The organism is Kosakonia pseudosacchari, from assembly GCF_900184035.1.
GTDB lineage: Bacteria > Pseudomonadota > Gammaproteobacteria > Enterobacterales > Enterobacteriaceae > Kosakonia > Kosakonia pseudosacchari.
In genome coordinates, this window is sequence record NZ_FXWP01000025.1 from 247,083 (window position 1) to 265,702 (window position 18,620).

Sequence of the window (18,620 nt, forward strand, 5' to 3'; positions counted from 1 at the left end):
GAGTAAAGGAGACGCTGGATGGAACAGGATCTCGCACGTATCGAACAGTTTCTCGACGCTCTCTGGCTTGAGAACAATCTGGCGGAAAATACGCTAAACGCTTACCGCCGTGATTTGAAAAGCGTGGTGGAGTGGTTGCACCACCACGCCAGCAGTCTGGAAAAAGCGCAAGGCGATGATTTACAAGCGCTGTTAGCTGAAAGGGTGAGCGGTGGTTATAAGGCCACCAGCTCGGCGCGCTTGCTTAGCGCCGTGCGGCGTTTCTTTCAGTACCTTTATCGGGAAAAAGTACGCAGCGACGATCCCAGCGCATTGCTCGCATCACCTAAATTGCCGCAACGTTTACCGAAAGACTTAAGTGAAACGCAGGTGAGCAGGCTTTTGCAGGCGCCGGCGGTTGACCAACCGCTGGAGTTACGCGATAAAGCGATGCTTGAGGTGTTGTATGCGACCGGCCTTCGCGTCTCTGAACTGGTTGGCCTGACGATGAGTGATATCAGCCTGCGTCAGGGCGTGGTGCGAGTGATTGGTAAAGGCAATAAAGAGCGCCTGGTGCCGCTGGGCGAAGAGGCGGTGTACTGGGTCGAAAACTTTCTGGAACATGGTCGCCCCTGGCTGCTTAACGGTGCTTCAATTGATGTGCTGTTTCCAAGCCAGCGCGCGCAGCAGATGACGCGCCAGACTTTCTGGCATCGCATCAAACACTATGCGGCGCTTGCGGGCATCGACAGTGAAAAGCTCTCGCCCCACGTTTTGCGCCATGCGTTTGCCACCCATCTGCTCAACCACGGCGCGGATCTGCGAGTAGTGCAAATGCTTTTAGGCCACCAGGATTTATCGACCACGCAAATTTATACGCATGTCGCTACCGAGCGACTGCGCAAGCTTCATCAACAGCATCACCCGCGGGCGTGAATGCTGACAATCTAAGGATGTGTTATGAAAAAAGGTTTAGTGATGTTCACCCTGCTGGCGGCGGCGTTTAGCGGCGCGGTACATGCCGATGACGCGGCGATCAAACAGTCGCTGGCTAAATTGGGTGTACAGAGTGGCGAAGTGCTGCCCGCGCCGGTTGCCGGAATGAAGGCCGTATTGACCAACAGCGGCGTGCTGTATGTGACCGAAGACGGCAAACATATCATCCAGGGCCCGATGTACGATGTCAGCGGCGCGCAGCCTGTAAACGTCACCACGAAGATGCTGTTACCGCATCTGAACGCGCTGGAAAAAGAGATGATTGTCTACAAAGCGCCGCAGGAAAAACATGTCATCACCGTGTTTACCGATATCACATGTGGTTACTGCCAGAAGCTGCACAGCGAGATGGCAGACTACAACGCGCTCGGCATCACCGTGCGTTACCTTGCCTTCCCGCGCCAGGGTGTGCCAAGCGAAGTTGAAAACCAGATGAAGGCTATCTGGTGTGCAAAAGATCCTAAAAAAGCCTTCGATAATGCGATGGAAGGTAAAGATGTGAAACCGGCCAGCTGTGATATCGACATTGCCAACCATTACGCGCTGGGCGTGCAGTTTGGCGTCAACGGTACGCCAGCGATCGTGCTGAATGACGGCTACCTCGTTCCGGGGTATCAGGCTCCGGCCGAAATGAAAGCCTTCCTCGACCAACATCAAAAAGCGACCGGCGGTAAATAATTCGCGTGAAAGCTCAGATACAACTTCGCCGCCGTGAGGTGGATGACGCAGCAGAACTGGCCGAAGACTTGCCGCCGCTGCTGCGTCGCTTATACGCCAGCCGCGGTGTGCGCACGGCCAGTGAACTGGAGCGCAGCGTTAAAGGTATGCTGCCGTGGCAACAACTTACCGGTATCGATGAAGCTGTGGCGCAGCTTTACAACGCTTTGCGTGAAGGGCTGCGCATTATTGTGGTGGGCGATTTCGATGCGGATGGCGCCACCAGTACCGCCCTCAGCGTGCTGGCCTTGCGTGCGCTCGGTTGTGAAAATGTCAGTTACCTGGTGCCGAACCGTTTTGATGACGGCTATGGGCTTAGCCCGGAAGTGGTCGATCAAGCGCATGCGCGCGGCGCGCAGCTCATCCTGACGGTGGATAACGGCATCTCTTCACATGCAGGCGTGGCGCGGGCTCATGAACTGGGGATCCCGGTGGTGGTAACCGATCACCACCTGCCTGGTGACACGTTGCCCGATGCCGAAGCGATTGTTAACCCTAATTTGCGCGACTGCGATTTTCCGTCGAAGTCGCTGGCCGGGGTTGGTGTTGCGTTCTATCTGATGCTGGCGCTGCGCGCTTTTCTGCGTGACAGCGGCTGGTTTGAGGCGCGCGGCCTGGCGATGCCAAATCTGGCGGACCTGCTTGATTTGGTGGCGCTGGGAACGGTGGCGGACGTGGTGCCACTGGATGCCAATAACCGCATTCTGACCTGGCAAGGGCTCAGCCGCATTCGCGCCGGGCGCTGCCGTCCGGGCATCAAGGCGCTGCTGGAAATTGCCAACCGCGATGCGCAAAAGCTGGCAGCAAGCGATCTCGGTTTTGCGCTCGGGCCGCGCCTTAACGCGGCGGGCAGGCTGGACGATATGTCGGTGGGGGTTGCGCTGTTACTGTGCGATAACCTTGGCGAAGCACGTCAGTTGGCCAGCGATCTCGACGCGTTGAACCAGACGCGCAAAGAGATTGAGCAGGGGATGCAGGCCGAAGCCCTGACGCTGTGCGAGCAGCTTGAGCGCAGCGGCGAAACGCTGCCCGGCGGCTTAGCGATGTACCATCCCGAGTGGCATCAGGGGGTGGTCGGTATCCTCGCTTCGCGCATTAAAGAGCGCTTTCACCGCCCGGTGATCGCCTTTGCGCCAGCCGGAGACGGCGTGCTGAAAGGTTCGGGGCGTTCGATTCAGGGGCTGCATATGCGCGATGCGCTGGAGCGTCTGGATATGCTGTTTCCGGGCATGATGCTCAAATTCGGCGGTCACGCAATGGCGGCCGGTTTGACGCTGGAAGAAAACCGTTTTGACGAGTTCCGCCAGCGTTTTGGCGAGCTGGTGACAGAATGGCTGGATCCGGCGTTATTACAAGGTGAGATTATTTCTGACGGCCCGTTGTCGGCGCAGGAGATGACGCTGGAAGTCGCGGAGATGCTGCGAGAAGCGGGTCCCTGGGGGCAAATGTTCCCGGAACCACTGTTTGACGGCGAGTTTCGCCTGCTGCAGCAGCGGCTGGTGGGTGAGCGTCATCTCAAGGTGATGCTGGAGCCGGTTGGCGGCGGTCCACTGCTTGATGGAATCGCTTTTAACGTCGATACCACTTGCTGGCCGGATAACGGTGTGCGGCAGGTAAATATTGCTTATAAACTGGATGTGAACGAGTTTCGCGGCAATCGTAGCGTACAGCTGATCATCGAGCATCTCTGGCCACTTTAGCGCCAGTATTCGCTATAAAACAGGGCGGGAATCCGGTAAACTTCCGCCCTTATCACCGCATTTTGACTAGTCCATTAAAAGAAATCAGACCATGTTTGAAATTAACCCGGTAAAAAATCGTATTCAGGACCTCACGGAGCGCTCCGACGTTCTTAGGGGGTATCTTTGACTATGACGCCAAGAAAGAGCGTCTGGAAGAAGTAAACGCCGAGCTGGAACAGCCGGACGTGTGGAACGAACCTGAGCGCGCACAGGCGCTGGGCAAAGAGCGTTCCTCACTCGAAGCTATCGTTGATACGCTGGATCAAATGCGTCAGGGGCTGGAAGATGTCAGCGGCCTGCTGGATCTGGCGGTTGAAGCCGAAGACGAAGAGACCTTTAACGAAGCGGTCGCTGAACTGGATGTGCTGGAAGAGAAACTGGCGCAGCTGGAGTTCCGCCGCATGTTCTCTGGCGAGTACGACAGCGCCGACTGCTACCTGGATATTCAGGCAGGTTCCGGCGGCACCGAAGCGCAGGACTGGGCGAGCATGTTAATGCGCATGTACCTGCGCTGGGCGGAAGCTCGTGGCTTTAAAACCGAGATCATCGAAGAGTCCGAAGGTGAAGTTGCCGGCATTAAATCCGTCACCATTAAGATCATCGGTGATTACGCCTACGGCTGGCTGCGTACCGAAACCGGCGTTCATCGCCTGGTGCGTAAGAGCCCGTTCGATTCAGGCGGCCGTCGCCACACCTCGTTTAGCTCCGCCTTTGTCTACCCGGAAGTGGACGACGATATTGATATCGAAATCAACCCGGCGGACCTGCGCATTGACGTTTATCGCGCATCCGGCGCGGGCGGTCAGCACGTAAACCGTACGGAATCCGCGGTGCGTATTACCCACATTCCAACCGGGCTGGTCACGCAGTGCCAGAACGACCGCTCCCAGCATAAGAACAAAGACCAGGCCATGAAGCAGATGAAAGCGAAGCTTTATGAACTGGAAATGCAGAAGAAAAATGCTGAGAAACAGGCGATGGAAGACACCAAATCGGACATCGGCTGGGGCAGCCAGATCCGCTCTTATGTCCTGGATGATTCCCGCATTAAAGATCTGCGCACCGGGGTTGAAACCCGTAACACGCAGGCGGTGCTGGACGGCAGCCTGGATCAATTTATCGAAGCAAGTTTGAAAGCAGGGTTATGAGGAACCAACATGTCTGAACAACAAGCACAAGGCGCTGACGCGGCAGTCGATCTTAATAATGAACTGAAAACTCGCCGCGAGAAGCTGGCGCAACTGCGTGAGCATGGCGTGGCGTTCCCGAACGATTTCCGTCGCGACCATACCTCTGACAAGCTGCACGCACAATTCGATGCTAAAGAGAACGAAGAGCTGGAAGCGCTGGGCATCGAAGTTGCCGTTGCGGGCCGTATGATGACCCGCCGCATCATGGGTAAAGCCTCTTTCGTAACCCTGCAGGACATGGGGGGGCGCATTCAGTTGTATGTTTCTCGTGACGATCTGGCGGAAGGCATCTACAACGAGCAGTTCAAAAAATGGGATCTCGGCGATATCCTCGGCGCGCGCGGCAAGCTGTTCAAGACCAAGACCGGCGAACTCTCTATCCATTGCACCGAGCTGCGTCTGCTGACCAAAGCGCTGCGCCCGCTGCCGGACAAATTCCACGGTTTGCAGGATCAGGAAGCGCGCTATCGTCAGCGTTACCTGGATCTCATCTCGAATGATGAATCCCGCAACACTTTCAAAGTGCGTTCGCAGATCCTGGCCGGTATTCGCCAGTTCATGGTCGGCCGCGACTTTATGGAAGTGGAAACGCCGATGATGCAGGTGATCCCGGGCGGTGCCTCTGCGCGTCCGTTTATCACTCACCATAACGCGCTGGATCTCGACATGTACCTGCGTATCGCGCCGGAACTGTACCTCAAGCGTCTGGTGGTTGGCGGCTTCGAGCGCGTGTTCGAAATCAACCGTAACTTCCGTAACGAAGGTATCTCCGTTCGTCACAACCCTGAGTTCACCATGATGGAACTCTATATGGCGTACGCGGATTATAAAGATCTGATCGAGCTGACCGAATCGCTGTTCCGTACGCTGGCGCAGAATATTCTCGGCAAAACCGAAGTGCCGTACGGCGACGACGTGTTTGATTTTGGCAAGCCGTTCGAAAAACTGACCATGCGCGAAGCGATCAAGAAATACCGCCCGGAAACCAACATGGCGGATCTGGATAACTTCGACAGCGCGAAAGCGATTGCTGAAAGCATTGGTATCAAGGTTGAGAAGAGCTGGGGTCTGGGCCGTATCGTCACGGAGATCTTCGAAGAAGTGGCCGAAGCGCACTTGATCCAGCCGACCTTCATTACCGAATACCCGGCGGAAGTTTCGCCGCTGGCGCGTCGCAACGATCAGAACCCGGAAATCACCGATCGCTTTGAGTTCTTCATTGGCGGGCGTGAAATCGGTAACGGCTTTAGCGAGCTGAACGACGCTGAAGATCAGGCGCAACGCTTCCAGGAGCAGGTTGATGCGAAAGCGGCAGGTGACGACGAAGCCATGTTCTTCGACGAAGACTACGTAACCGCGCTGGAACACGGCTTACCGCCGACTGCCGGTCTGGGTATTGGTATCGACCGTATGGTGATGCTGTTCACCAACAGCCACACCATTCGTGATGTGATCCTGTTCCCGGCGATGCGTCCGGTGAAATAATCGCTCAGCGATAAAAAAAGCCCCGGCGTTTGTCGCGTCGGGGCTTTTTTATTGCGCTAATTCTGCGGCAAATTGCCGTAACTGCTGCGCCGCGCTTGCGGCTTCTGCCGCCATCCACGGGCTGAAAGCCCAGGGCGCGGCGTTGAGCGCGTGCAACAACGCGTCCAGTTTAACCCACTGATACTCCATCACTTCATCACTGTTTATTTCAAGCGGCGATACGATCTCTGCGGCAAAAACCGGGCAGATCTCATTTTCGACAATGCCCGAAGGATCGGTTTCGCGATAGCGAAAACCCGGTGCGATGGCGGTGATAGTGGCGATGTCGGCACCCACTTCGTAGCGGCAGCGGCGGACAATCGCCTGTTCAATGGTTTCACCCATTTGCGGATGTCCGCAAACTGAGTTGGTCCAGACGCCAGGCCAGGCTTTTTTACTCATCGCGCGGCGGGTGACCAGACATTCGCCTGTCGGACGAAAAAGCCAGGAGGAGAAAGCCAGATGCAGCGGTGTATGTGATGTGTGCGCGGCGTACTTTTCCTGCGTGCCGAGAACCTCTCCCTGGTCGTTAAGCAAAATAACGTGTTCTTGAATAACCATAACGACTCCCGAACCTAACAACGCCGGGTGGCGCTATGCGTGACTTACCGGGAGAACGCGATCTCACGGACCTGCCAGGCACAGCGCCACCGGGCAAACGCTAGTATATCCGAGGCTCAGGCAAAAAGAGTGGCCCAGAGAGCGGAAAAGGGCATCACCAGCACCAGACCGGGAAGCATGTTCGCCACCGGAAAGGGCTTGATATTACAAATTCGCAGCCCGGTCGCCACCATGATTAAACCGCCCGCACAGGAGAAGTCGCCCATCATATCCGGGGTGATCATATGCAGGATAAAGACCGCGAGCGTGGCCAGCGCCACCTGGACGATGATCAGCGGAATACCGATAGTCATTACCGAGAAGCCGAGCATGGTGGCAAAAATAGCCGCCGTGAACAGATCCAGCACCGTCTTGATATACAAAATCGAAGGATCGCCGGTCATGCCTTCATGCATCGCACCGAAAATCCCCGTGCCGCTGGCGCAAAACAGCACCAGTATGGCGACGAACTTCTCGGTGAATTCATCATGGGTAAGGCCCTGGACCGGTGGGAAAATACGGTTGATTAAACCGCGCGTGGTGCCGGCCGCTTTGCCGATCTGTTTTTCGAGGAAAAACGCTTCGCCGATTACCGCGCCTATCACCATCGCCAGCACCACGGCGGGCATAAATTTCACTTTAATAACGAGATTGATACCCAGACCGACGGAGCACAAACCAAATGTCAGCGGCAGCGCCACTTTCACGCGTTCGGGAATGCGCGTACCAACCAGTGAGCCGAGCAGACCACCAACAATGACGGCGGCGCCGTTCACATAAGGACCGATTAACATAATATTTCCTGCACGTTACGCGTGATGATCGAGGTTTCCCTCGCCCCAGCGCGGGATATTTTTCACATCAATACCAAACAGATCCAGCGCACGGCTGACGCTGTGGGTAATGATCTCATCAGTGGATTGCGGGCGCTGGTAGAGCGCCGGTACCGGCGGGAAAATAATCCCGCCCATTTCCGTCACTGCCTGCATATTGCGAATATGGCCGAGGTTAAGCGGCGTTTCGCGTGCCAGCAGCACCAGACGGCGGCGCTCTTTTAGCACCACGTCGGCGGCACGGGTTAGCAGATTATCCGTCAGGCAGTTGGCGATAGATCCCAGCGTTCGCATGGAGCAGGGCGCCACCAGCATGCCGATGGTTTTATACGATCCGCTGGAAATGGCAGCCCCAAGATTGCCGACAGAATGCACCACATCCGCAAGCGCCATCACCTCATCCAGCCGGTAATCTGTCTCCAGCGCACAGGTTTTTTCCGCCCCTTTCGAGACAACCAAATGGACTTCCAGCGGCTGCTCGCGTAAAAGCTCAAGTGCTTTGACGCCATACTGAAAACCGGAAGCGCCGCTAATGCCGACAATGATACGTTGTGATGTGGTCACACCGGCCCCCTTATTCGAAATCTGGCAGGAAGCGTTTCACATCCACCGCTTTGAATTTCGAGCGTTCAAAGTGGCTTTTCAGATGGAACGGCACCGTACAGTCAAAGATGGTTTTGCAGGACATGCCCTGCTGCAAAATGCTCGGGCTGTATTCCGGTACCTGCGATGGATCGAGCGGATGGCAACGTACGCCGGGAATGGTGACGGTATCGACATCGCCCTGATAACGGGTTTGCATCGCCCACAGCACATCGTCGCTGTCGAAAATGTCGACATCTTCATCAACCAGAATCACGTGTTTCAGTTCCGGGAACGCGGAGAACGCCAGCAGCGCGGCCTGGCGTTGACGGCCTTCATCCGCAGGCGAGAATTTTTTGAATTGCATCACCGCCAGCAGTTTGCCGCCACCCGCTGAGTGCGCGAAGACGTTAAGAAGTTTGCCCGGCATGGCGCGACCTACCATATCAAGGATGCTGGCTTCGGTTGGAATACCTGCCATATTGACGTGTTCTTCGCCCGGTCCAACCGTGGTGCGCCAGATGGGGTTATAGCGATGGGTTACCGCTTTCACTTTGATAACCGGCAGAGCTTCTTTGGCTTCGCCGGTGTAGCCAGGAAATTCAGGCATCGCTTTGCCGGTATCGGTGTTCTGATCTTCACGCAGACGTACGTGCGGCAGCAGTTCGCCTTCAATAACGATTTCCGCATGGGCAATGGCGCGTTCGTTGATGGTTTTACACTGCACCATTTCCACGGCATGCCCGCGTAGCGCGCCGGCAACGCTCAGCTCGTCATAACCCAGCGGCGTGGTCGGCGGCTCAAAGCAGGCGGCAATTTCAATTGCCGGATCGACACCGATACTGATGGAGATCGGCAGGGGTTTCCCTGCAGCTTCCGCTTTCATGCGGAATGCGTCGATATGGCGACCCGGAGTCAGCCACATCGACAGCTCATCGCGGCTCTGCACGCACAGGCGGTGAATGGTGATATCGGATTCTCGCGTTTCTGGATCAGAGGCGTAGCACAGCCCCATGGTGATGTACGGGCCAGCATCTTCTTCGGTGTTTGTTGGCGCAGGTAGCAATTTGCGCAGATCGAAATTCGCATCGCTTGCCAGATGCACCACTTCCTGGCACACCGCGTGGTCCTCGATCAGCACTGGCGGAATCGGGTTTTGCACCGAGTCTTTCAGCAAGTGGCCGAGTTTTTCCGGTGCGCAGTTGAGGAAATGGCTGACGCGTTTACGGGAACCGTTGAGGCCAATCGCGACGCTGATATCCTGAAAACCTTTCACCTTGTTAAACACCATTACCGGGCCATTTTTCCGCGTTGGACGCTGGCAGGTTCCGCCTGCGCCAACATAACGATAAACCCCGGAGAGTTCCGCGTGCGGATCCACTTCGGTGTCGGTTTCTACATATTCGCCGGGCAATGTTTTGAGTAATTCAAGAGCAGAACGTAAATCGCAAACGCCGCTGGCATTATTATTTTTGCTATTTGACATGGTCTTTTCCATTTTTGGATGGGAATTTACTGACTGCCGTTACCTTATTTTTCCTGTGGTGATTAAACAAATACCGTTTTCCTGAGGCAGACCAGATCAAAAAAGTACTCTTTATCGGAATGTTAAATTCAGGTTGATAAATGGCGTAAAACGTCGTGCTTTTCCTTTTTTACACCAGGTGTGATACTGAGCGCTCAGGTATAGCGGAGAAAAGCGGTATGGATTTGAAAAGATTGCGTTATTTTTGCCGTGTGGTAGAGCAGGGCTCCGTAAGCCAGGCGGCGAAAGTACTGAATATGGCGCAGCCGCCGCTCAGTAAACGGATCCAGGAACTGGAAGAAGAGTTACAGGTTTCCTTATTTTTGCGGCAGGGAAATCGAATAGAACCCACCGAAGCTGGTTATTTTCTTTATCGTAAAGCCTGTGAAATATTACGTCAGGTTGAAGATACGGCACGGGAAACTGTAGCAATTGCCAATAAAGAAAAATTCCAGCTAAGACTCGGCTTAACCCATCTTTTTCAATCCTATTTTAAACCGTTATTACTGGAGCTTTATAAGCGCCACCCTGACGCTGAAATTAATATATCCGTTACCGATTCCAGCCATTTAGAAACCATGCTCAATGAAGGCACGATTGATCTGGCGATGATCCAGCGGCCTTATCGTAGCGAAGGTTTCGATTATGTCTCATTTGATCCGGTGCGGCTGGTGGCGGTGATCAGTAAGCAGTGCCTGGCGCAAGCTCCTGTTAGTCCATTTGATTACCAGGCGCTGGCAGCGTTTCCGCTGGTGCTGCTGCACCGGGCAAAAGACGCCGGTACTTACGAGATGCTGATCGATCTGTTTCGTAAAGCGGGTGGTAACCCGAAGGTGATTATGCACATCACCCAGCCGGGGGTGATCCTGGAGTGGCTGGAGTCCGGTCTCGCCGCCGCAACGCTGCTGCCGTCATCGGAAGTCGACGCCCGTAAACTCAGTCATTGCCATGTGGTGGATGTGTTTCCCTCACCGCAAGTGTTTTACCCGGCGTTGGTGAAGATGCCCTCCACTCCTTATCTGCCGGAGATAATGGAAATTATCGCGCAGGGCTATCCGATTCCGCGCAACTCCGTTTGAAGGGTTTAGCAACCGGCGAGTGGCTGGTATGATATGTCGCCATTTATTCTATTCGAGGATCTGTTTTGCGCGCAGGATGCCTGACGAAAAGCCCGTTTCGTATTGTCATATGCCTGGCAATTAGTTTGCTGCTGGCGAGCTGCGCCGGAAGTAACGCTACTTATTCCGGCTCCGTGTATACGGTGAAGCGGGGCGATACGCTGTATCGCATATCCCGTCTTACCGGCACCAGCGTAAAAGATCTCGCCAGCATGAACGGTATTTCGCCGCCGTACACCATTGAAGTGGGGCAGCGACTGAAAGTGAATGGCGCGTCGAAAACCGCCTCATCCTCGACAAAATCCGGCACAAAAACCGCGAAAGTGGTGCCTTCCTCACAGGTTCCGCTCTCGTCGTGGCCGCCGGTAGGGCAACGCTGCTGGCGCTGGCCGACCACCGGGAAAGTCATCATGACTTATTCCACGTCTGACGGCGGGAACAAAGGCATTGATATCGCCGGTACACGCGGTCAACCGGTTTATGCCTCCGGCGCCGGGAAGGTGGTCTATGTTGGCAATCAGCTGCGCGGCTACGGTAACTTGATCATGATTAAGCACAGCGAAGAGTACATTACCGCTTACGCGCACAACGACACGCTGCTGGTCAATAACGGGCAGAGTGTGAAAGCCGGTCAGAAGATCGCCACTATGGGCAGCAGCGACGCGGATTCCGTGCGCTTACACTTCCAGTTGCGCTATAAGGCGACGGCTATCGATCCGCTGCGTTATTTACCACCTCAGGGCAGCCCGCCGAAATGCTGATGAGAAAGCTAACAGGCAGTCGCCCGGCCTGTTAGCTTGAGAGTAAGTCTGGAACTAATTGTTGTGCGTATCCTGGCCGCCGAAGATATTCGCGCGGCTGGTTGATGACTTACCGTTGCTGTAGTTAGTATCCTGGCCGTCGAAAATGTTGGCCCGGCTGCTCGAATGACTACCGTCGCTGTAATCGATGTCCTGGCCGCCAAAGATATTCGCTCTGCTGCTGGATGATGTTCCGTCACTGGAGGTTGTATCTTGCCCACCAAAGATATTGGCTCGGCTGGTTGTCGTTCTTCCGTCGCTGTACCTGGTATCCTGCCCGCCGAAAATATTGGCCCGGCTACTGGAGGTTGTGCCATCGTCATAGCGGCAATCTTGCCCGCCAAAAATGTTGGATTGGCAGCTATCCGCCAGTGCAGTATTCAACGAGCCCGCAAAAATAATCAATCCCAAAACCAACGGCTTAGCGTTCATAGCGATTCTCTGAAATGAGTGGGAACAACGGGGCTATGCTATGCCCGAAAACGTAACGCGGGAGGTTATGTTGTCCTAATTTTCGCAACAAAATGAGGGCGCTACACCGGTGAAGATTAATTGCTTAAAACTCCAGCAGTTACCCACAAACTCGCCTTGCTCTCACGCGCTAAGAGGTTATAATGCCTGTCGCATCTCAATGCGGGCGTAGTTCAATGGTAGAACGAGAGCTTCCCAAGCTCTATACGAGGGTTCGATTCCCTTCGCCCGCTCCAGAATTCCTTCCTTGTTACAAAACACCGCCAACATTGCTTTGAATGTATTTAGCTGTCAAAAAAATGACTAAGCGTAAGTTGTTTTTGATCGCCCTGGCTGAATAACGCACCACCAACTGGCATTAAGCTTGTAGTGTCTAAATTCAGTAAGAAAGGGAAAGGCTGGATCTCTCCAGCCGTTGGCGGTCATCTCACTTTCTTGAAGATGAGCAGGATAAGCGGGACACAGATTGCAAAGCGATAAATTGCTGCATCAAAAACTATGCCTGTGGCTTGAAGGATAGAATCAATGGAAGCATGGTACTCATTCAATGGTACAGGATTAGAAAACTGCATACTTTCACTCTCGCTGAATGCAGAAAATGAGAATGTAGCCAGCGCCAAACCAATAAAATAGCAAAACGATACAATGCTGATTCCGCTCCACCGGAGAATAGTTTTAGTTCTACTCTTCATTGTCATAATATCCCCTTAATACACCGCCCTCAGTACAGCCGGAATAGGGAGATAATGAATCTCCAGTGGCTGCACCTTGTGCTAAAACATGCTCAACCATACCGCCTGAAGTTTCCTGAAATGATTGCAAGTGACCTGAATTTGGATACTGTTCTTTGAACGCAAACGTCATCTCAACGACAAGCATTGAGGACATCTCAATCTCACTTTCTTGAAGATGAGAAAGGACAACGAGATGCAGACAGCGAAACCCACAATAAAGGCTAACGCCATATCATGGGGATTTTGCGATCGCCCCATAACAAACCAGGTCAACTGAGAGGGCGTAAAATCCCACCCCTGGCTTACTGTTTCTGAAAAGTTAACGGAGAAGACAAGATCGAAATAAAGCACGATAACGTAATAAGCAACGCAAATAAGCGCGATACTCGCCCACCTGATCCGGTACTTCTTATTCATCATCTTATCTTTTTAAAGATAAGTAGGATGAGAGGGACACAGATCGCAAAGCCAAAAAAGGCGGCGTTATAAACGACGTTTGTAGCTTGCATAAGTGAATCAATCGCCAGGTAATGCTCTTTTAATGGAACAGGGTTTGAAACAAGAGTCTGATTTTCAGAGAAAATAGTGAATGCTTGTGAGGCGACAAACAACCCAAGGAAGTAACCCAGGCAGACAATACAAATCCCTCCCCACCGGAGAATGGTTTTAGTTCTACTCGTCATTGTCATAATATCCCCTTAATACACCGCCTACAGTACCGCCGGAATAGGGAGATAATGAATCTCCAGTGGCTGCACCTTGTGCTAAAACATGCTCAACCATACCGCCGGAAGTTTCCTGGTATGATTGCAAGTGACCTGAATTTGGATACTGTTTTTTGAACACAACCGTCATCTCAACGACAAGCATTAAGGGCATCTCAATCTCACTTTCTTGAAGATGAGAAAGAACAATGAGATGCAGACAGCGAAACCCACAATAAAGGCTAACGCCAAATCATAGGGATTTTGCGATAGCCCCATAACAAACCTGGCCAACTGAGACGGTGTAAAATCCCATCCCTGGCTTACTGTTTCTGAAAAGTTCACTGCGAATACAAGATCGAAGTAAAGCACGATAACGTAATACGCAACGCAGATGAGCGCGATACTCGTCCACCTAATCCAGTATTTCTTATTCATTATCGTACCGTTTTAAAGATAATTAAGATCAGCGGGACACAGATCGCAAAGCCAAAGAGGGCGACACTAAAAACGCCATCAGTGGCTTGCATGAGCGAGTCTATTGATGCTTTGTATTCTTTTAATGGGATTGGGCCATAAAACTGCACACTTTCCCGTTCACTGAATGCACTGTAAGCGAAGGTTGATGCTATCAGTGTAATAAAGTAGCAAAGTGATACTGCGACTATCCCGCCCCATCGAAGAATGGTTTTCGTTAAATTACTCATCATATTCTCCAAGAATTCCACCAACATTCGCGCCTGAGTATGGGGAAATCGAGCCTATTGAAGACAATGTTTCTGCGGCGAAGCGTTTAGCTTTACCTTTGATTCCTTCTGGAGATACATGTTGTCCGTTTATGTTCGGATACTGTTTTTTAAACTCGTCAGTAACTTCAACAACTGCCATAGACTTTAGGTTTCGGCTTTTAGCGAGAAGATGATTTTGCAATGATACGGGTATGGCAAAATACTCTTCTGCTTCAATAGGGAGCTGAGTGCTCTTTGAATTGTAGCTTGTATCAAAGATCGTCGAGCCCGCTGCTTTTATGCCAGCTACTGTGTGGGTTGTGCAGTTTCTTCCTGTTACATCGTAGGAGTCAATTGAGTGACCTGTTCGATCTGTAACGCTGTTTTCTTTTATCCCCACAGGCTTTGTCCCCTTTTCCCACAAATTTTCAAAGAAAGCGCGGGTTTTCGGTATGCTTGCGTCATTGATGTTAAAAACGCGGGCATTATTTTCGTAAAGCTCCTTTCTGTAGTACTCCCTCGCATCTTCGCCTTTCATAAAATCGAGAATGCCGTCACCTGTCGTTTCAATTGGCCCGCCAGTTCTTCCGTATCTGCCATAGGTGTAAAGGTTAACAACATTATTTTCATGCACGGAAACAAAAGCGTGCCCGGTTTCAGTGATTTCAGTCCAGATATAAACGCCGTTCAATAGCGGATTATTTTCGGGTTCACAGGTGTCAGCAAACTTATTTTTCTTCTTCACCGCTTGTGCAAATTGTTCAGGTTCTGGAATTTTTGCAGGTTGAGGAGGAGTGACTGCAACCAGCGGAACAGCATCAGCTTTAACTGGTTTTGCTTCTTCAAGCCAATAAGAGGCATTTGGAAATGATGAAATAAATCTTGCTCTACAAGGGCATGTACTTCGGCTATGCAAAGTCCCTGCTGCTGCAACGCCATAAATCCAGTAATCGGGTATGCCACCCGCGATGTGGTAGATCTTTCCATCTTTACCACAGGATACGGAATCGCCATTCCTCGCGGTCGCCATTCCGCCAAAACTATGATGCGGAGAGCCTGAAAGAATATGACCGCCGCATGTTGTCTTATCGCCAATACGTAGAAAATAACCCGTTGGCATAGCATCATCCTTAATGAATTTGTTAGCTGGGATATTTATAAAAGCATTGCAACTCACTTGTTCATTTCATAAAAAACATTCAGATAATCATTCATCGTGCCGTCCAAACAACTGGCTGATGAATCTACAATAGCGGCGCCTATTGTCAGTTATTGCCTCATGATATTTCTCTCCGCTGAATTTAGTTTTTTCACCATTCTGACGGGTGATTATTCTACAAACACTTACTCTCAATTTTATAGAGATAATGCTTACGTCAAATTCCGATTTTTAAATACCATCATAAGAGGCATTTCAGGCGTTGCGTTAGGTTCTCTGTAAGATCATGAATCCCTGTCATCACATTTTTACGCATAAAGTTTTATTTCCTGCTGCCGTTAATATGAGCAATGGACTTCAGGAGTATTGCGCATGCTTCGCCCCACGTTTACTGGCTCTCTCGACCTTTACGCATCCTCTTCCGCCAAAGGCGGAACGGCTCGTACTCAGGAGGCTCCCCGCCCCCATGAAACCATCAATCCCACGCCTGCCAGCATCGTGACGCTCAGCCCCCAGGCGAAAGAGTATTACGATAATTTGCAGGAAAACCTTAACACGCTTAATCGCTTTACGCAGGAAAATGCCCAGAGCAGCAAAGCGAATGCGCGCGCGAAACTTGAGGCATTAAAACGGGAAATCGCCCGCCTGAAAGCGTTGGCCATGTTATTTGGCGGATCCGGGGGCTACATTATGAAACAGCTCAAACAGCTCTCCTCTCAGCTTGGGCAACTCGCTTCCCAACTTGGACAGAGCGATAACACCGGCGCAGGAAACAGTGCCGATGCTACCGCTTCCAGCGCAGCACAGGCTGCCGCCGGGGAAAGTGATGAGTCTGCCGCAAAAGCGCAGGCGCAGGCCACCCCTGACGCTGACGTCAGCGACGAAGAAAATCCGACCGAAAAAGAAAAGTCAGCCGAGATCGCGGGCGTACAATCTACTATCGATAGCGTTATCAATACGTTACAAAAATCCAGCCAACGTCAGGAAGATGCGCGTTCGCTGAAAGAAGCGCTCCGGGAGCTCAAGTCGCTGCTGTCGCTGCTGAAAAGCAAAATGCGGGAAGAGGAGAAAGCGTCTGGCAATGAGCGCAACGATATTGCCGCTGTTGAGCAGAATCTTAACGACAGTGGAAATGTGATTTCGCAGATGGAGTTAACCCCGGGATTTTAAGCGCGCGGATCCATGTCGTGAAATGCTGAATGTAGTGCGCGCTTATGCAACTATAGATATTCACTTTTGTCGTGTAACTTTCTGCTTTTCATTTATAAAGAATGTATTATGCGACACCATAAAACAGTGACTCCTGTTTTCTTTGATAAATTCAAATGCGTTGGCCCGGATTGTTTAATTTCCTGCTGCCGTAGCTGGAAAATAAATATTGATAAGAAAACGCATCAACGCTATCTGTCCTCATCCAATCCTGTTATTGCGGCCATTGCGAAAGAGAATTTAATCCCGGTTCATAACGGCAAAAATGAATATTCGGTCATTAAATTAAATGAGGATAAGCAGTGCCCGTTTGTTGATGAAAACCGGCTTTGCATGGTGCATCGTGATTTAGGTGAAAAAGCCTTATCCCGTACCTGCTCAACCTACCCGCGTGGTTCACGCAAATACGCCGATGAAGTGCGTTTCAGCATGACGCTCTCCTGCCCGGAAGTAGTGCGTCAGGTGCTTTTCGACCCGCAAAGCATGCTGCTGCAAGAGAAGACCACGCTGGTTGCCCGCTCAAAAGTAAAATTACTGGAGCAGCAAAAGCCGCGTGACCAGGTGAGCCATCTGGTGCATCTTTTCGCGTGGAATCTGGTTCAGGCGCAGAGCAACAATATTGAAGAGAATTTAATGGCGCTGGCGCAATTTATTCTCTATCTGCAAATGCTCAATTTTGATCTGCAGAATAACCTGGCTGAAGTGGAAAACTTTTATGCAGGGCTGATCGATGAATTACAGAATGGTCGAACGCTGCTTCGTGCGCAAAATAGCGCTCGTGCGGCCAGCATGAAGGTCGATGCGTTAACCGTGATGGGCAAACTCGTGGCGAAATATGCTTCGCGCGATCCGCTGATTTCACAAGGGCACCTGCAAATCGCTGACTATCTGGCCATTACACCAGAGACGAAAGCGCCTGCGCTGAGTGAAAAATTTTCTGCTCTTGATCAGCAGTGGGAACAGTTGTGCAAGAATTCCTGTCTGAGTGAACCGCATGTGCTGCGAAACTACTTGCTGTATAAGCTCTATGAGAGCGATTTTCCCGGCACGAATACGGCGACCATCTTGCGCCAGTTTTATCGCATTGTTATGGACTATTTTTATCTCAAAACGTTCCTCAGCGTACAGTCGCTGCATGTTGAGATAGACCAGCCGCTGGTGATGAAAACGATCGCCAGTTTTTCTGAAAAAACCATGCATAACAGCACCCTCAACCAACGCATGGATACCGCGATCGATGCGATCAACGGCGGCGACGATCTCTCTTGTCTGCTGCTGATCGGCTAACAACGCGCAAAGACAAAACCGCTGGCAACGGAGCAGGTTTGCTGCTACGTTGCCAGCATGCCTGTTAAATATTCATCCCCTTTATTTATTGCGAGCATTATTCGCACCGTCAATCGATCGGTGGGATAACGTTCGCCTTTCTTCCCGCCAGCACGGCGGGGCCTTGCTGGCAGCAACCTGCGAGGTCATTGTATGAATGTTGGTTCCGCTTCTCCTGCAACACTCCATCTTCTGTGCGGCAAAATCGCATCGGGTAAATCGACGCTTGCCAGTGAGCTGGCAAAGACGCCGTGCACTGTGGTACTGAGCGAAGATAGCTGGCTGGCGCTGCTATTTAAGGACGCGATGACCACCGTTGAAGACTACGTTTTCTACTCGGCTAAATTAAAAGCCGCCATCAAACCGCACGCCATCGCGCTGCTGCGTGCAGGCGTCAATGTAGTTCTCGATTTTCCTGCCAACACGCTGGCCAGCCGCCAGTGGATGATGTCGATCGTTAACGAATCCGGCGCGCCGCATTTGTTGCACTATCTGCCGGTGAGCGATGAGATTTGCAAAGCCCGTTTACGCCAGCGAAATGCCGCCGGCGATCATGATTTTGCTGCTACCGACGAGCAGTTTGCGCTTATTACCCGTTACTTTGTCGAACCGACTGAACAAGAAGGATTCCATATCGTTCGTTATTGATAAAACGCCGGAGGGTGCGTAAAAGTAGAGCGGCT

At 52.1% G+C, this 18,620-nt stretch carries 21 protein-coding genes and 1 tRNA gene; 11 read left to right on the forward strand and 11 right to left on the reverse strand.

The features are described 5' to 3' along the window. The first annotated feature begins 18 nt into the window (after positions 1–18). The 5 genes from xerD (at position 19) to lysS (ending at position 6,109) form a co-directional block, all read left to right on the forward strand. Positions 19–915 (forward strand): site-specific tyrosine recombinase XerD, encoded by an 897-nt coding sequence (gene xerD / locus BN2591_RS19750; protein ID WP_086873529.1) that lies wholly within the window; start codon positions 19–21, stop codon positions 913–915. A 24-nt stretch (positions 916–939) separates the two neighbouring features. Continuing rightward, a complete protein-coding gene (gene dsbC, locus BN2591_RS19755) occupies positions 940–1,653 on the forward strand; it encodes a bifunctional protein-disulfide isomerase/oxidoreductase DsbC (protein ID WP_086873530.1) in 714 nt (237 codons plus the stop codon). Positions 1,654–1,658: 5 nt separating this feature from the next. Next, positions 1,659–3,392: a single-stranded-DNA-specific exonuclease RecJ gene (gene recJ, locus BN2591_RS19760; protein ID WP_086873531.1), complete on the forward strand. Its 1,734-nt coding sequence runs from the start codon at positions 1,659–1,661 to the stop codon at positions 3,390–3,392. Positions 3,393–3,483: 91 nt separating this feature from the next. Beyond that, a protein-coding gene (gene prfB / locus BN2591_RS19765) for a peptide chain release factor 2 (protein ID WP_096325398.1) occupies positions 3,484–4,582 on the forward strand; the annotation gives its coding sequence in 2 pieces (ribosomal slippage) (positions 3,484–3,558 and positions 3,560–4,582; 1,098 coding nt in all). A gap of 9 nt (positions 4,583–4,591) precedes the next feature. After that, entirely contained in the window at positions 4,592–6,109 is a 1,518-nt protein-coding gene (lysS, locus tag BN2591_RS19770) for a lysine--tRNA ligase (RefSeq protein WP_086873532.1), read from the forward strand. Positions 6,110–6,157: 48 nt separating this feature from the next. Here lysS and idi read toward each other — a convergent pair whose 3' ends face one another. The 4 genes from idi to BN2591_RS19790 all read right to left on the reverse strand — a co-directional run bounded on the left by idi (position 6,158) and on the right by BN2591_RS19790 (position 9,649). After that, the gene (idi, locus tag BN2591_RS19775; RefSeq protein WP_086873533.1) at positions 6,158–6,709 is read right to left on the reverse strand and encodes an isopentenyl-diphosphate Delta-isomerase; all 552 of its coding nucleotides are present in this window, start codon (positions 6,707–6,709) and stop codon (positions 6,158–6,160) included. A 116-nt stretch (positions 6,710–6,825) separates the two neighbouring features. Further along, complete coding sequence (locus BN2591_RS19780; protein ID WP_020455126.1) at positions 6,826–7,542, reverse strand: DUF554 domain-containing protein; 717 nt, start codon at positions 7,540–7,542, stop codon at positions 6,826–6,828. 15 nt (positions 7,543–7,557) lie between these two features. Further along, positions 7,558–8,145: a UbiX family flavin prenyltransferase gene (locus BN2591_RS19785; RefSeq protein ID WP_086873534.1), complete on the reverse strand. Its 588-nt coding sequence runs from the start codon at positions 8,143–8,145 to the stop codon at positions 7,558–7,560. A gap of 10 nt (positions 8,146–8,155) precedes the next feature. Next, on the reverse strand, positions 8,156–9,649 hold the full coding sequence (locus tag BN2591_RS19790) for a UbiD family decarboxylase (protein WP_086873535.1): 1,494 nt from the start codon (positions 9,647–9,649) through the stop codon (positions 8,156–8,158). Positions 9,650–9,867: 218 nt separating this feature from the next. Here BN2591_RS19790 and BN2591_RS19795 point away from each other — a divergent pair, with 218 nt between their 5' ends. After that, entirely contained in the window at positions 9,868–10,767 is a 900-nt protein-coding gene (locus tag BN2591_RS19795) for a LysR family transcriptional regulator (RefSeq protein ID WP_086873536.1), read from the forward strand. Positions 10,768–10,832: 65 nt separating this feature from the next. Then, positions 10,833–11,567, forward strand: coding sequence for an amidase activator ActS (actS, locus tag BN2591_RS19800; protein ID WP_097400864.1), 735 nt, complete (start codon positions 10,833–10,835; stop codon positions 11,565–11,567). Between the two features lie 54 nt (positions 11,568–11,621). On the opposite strand, the gene BN2591_RS19805 is transcribed toward actS, so the two are convergent. After that, positions 11,622–12,038: a hypothetical protein gene (locus tag BN2591_RS19805; RefSeq protein ID WP_086873538.1), complete on the reverse strand. Its 417-nt coding sequence runs from the start codon at positions 12,036–12,038 to the stop codon at positions 11,622–11,624. Between the two features lie 201 nt (positions 12,039–12,239). Between BN2591_RS19805 and BN2591_RS19810 the strand changes: the two genes are divergently transcribed. Next, positions 12,240–12,313, forward strand: a tRNA-Gly gene (locus BN2591_RS19810). Between the two features lie 186 nt (positions 12,314–12,499). Here BN2591_RS19810 and BN2591_RS19815 read toward each other — a convergent pair. The 6 genes from BN2591_RS19815 to BN2591_RS19840 form a co-directional block, all read right to left on the reverse strand. Beyond that, positions 12,500–12,775: a hypothetical protein gene (locus BN2591_RS19815; protein ID WP_086873539.1), complete on the reverse strand. Its 276-nt coding sequence runs from the start codon at positions 12,773–12,775 to the stop codon at positions 12,500–12,502. Then, positions 12,759–12,956: a hypothetical protein gene (locus tag BN2591_RS24510; RefSeq protein ID WP_159457504.1), complete on the reverse strand. Its 198-nt coding sequence runs from the start codon at positions 12,954–12,956 to the stop codon at positions 12,759–12,761. Before BN2591_RS24510 ends, BN2591_RS19815 begins: the two co-directional genes overlap by 17 nt. 271 nt (positions 12,957–13,227) lie before the next feature. Then, complete coding sequence (locus tag BN2591_RS19825) at positions 13,228–13,500, reverse strand: hypothetical protein (RefSeq protein WP_086873541.1); 273 nt, start codon at positions 13,498–13,500, stop codon at positions 13,228–13,230. Continuing rightward, positions 13,484–13,681, reverse strand: coding sequence for a hypothetical protein (locus tag BN2591_RS24515; protein ID WP_159457505.1), 198 nt, complete (start codon positions 13,679–13,681; stop codon positions 13,484–13,486). The genes BN2591_RS19825 and BN2591_RS24515 overlap by 17 nt, the downstream gene beginning before the upstream one ends. Positions 13,682–13,952: 271 nt before the next feature. Beyond that, complete coding sequence (locus BN2591_RS19835) at positions 13,953–14,222, reverse strand: hypothetical protein (protein WP_244173039.1); 270 nt, start codon at positions 14,220–14,222, stop codon at positions 13,953–13,955. After that, positions 14,215–15,363: a PAAR domain-containing protein gene (locus BN2591_RS19840; RefSeq protein ID WP_086873544.1), complete on the reverse strand. Its 1,149-nt coding sequence runs from the start codon at positions 15,361–15,363 to the stop codon at positions 14,215–14,217. The genes BN2591_RS19835 and BN2591_RS19840 overlap by 8 nt, the downstream gene beginning before the upstream one ends. Before the next feature lie 411 nt (positions 15,364–15,774). Between BN2591_RS19840 and BN2591_RS19845 the strand changes: the two genes are divergently transcribed. The 3 genes from BN2591_RS19845 (at position 15,775) to BN2591_RS19855 (ending at position 18,585) form a co-directional block, all read left to right on the forward strand. Continuing rightward, on the forward strand, positions 15,775–16,572 hold the full coding sequence (locus tag BN2591_RS19845) for a hypothetical protein (RefSeq protein ID WP_086873545.1): 798 nt from the start codon (positions 15,775–15,777) through the stop codon (positions 16,570–16,572). 108 nt (positions 16,573–16,680) lie between these two features. Next, complete coding sequence (gene fliB, locus BN2591_RS19850) at positions 16,681–17,898, forward strand: flagellin lysine-N-methylase (RefSeq protein ID WP_086873546.1); 1,218 nt, start codon at positions 16,681–16,683, stop codon at positions 17,896–17,898. Between the two features lie 192 nt (positions 17,899–18,090). Continuing rightward, a complete protein-coding gene (locus tag BN2591_RS19855; protein ID WP_086873547.1) occupies positions 18,091–18,585 on the forward strand; it encodes a P-loop nucleotide/nucleoside kinase family protein in 495 nt (164 codons plus the stop codon). The last annotated feature ends 35 nt before the right edge of the window (positions 18,586–18,620 follow it).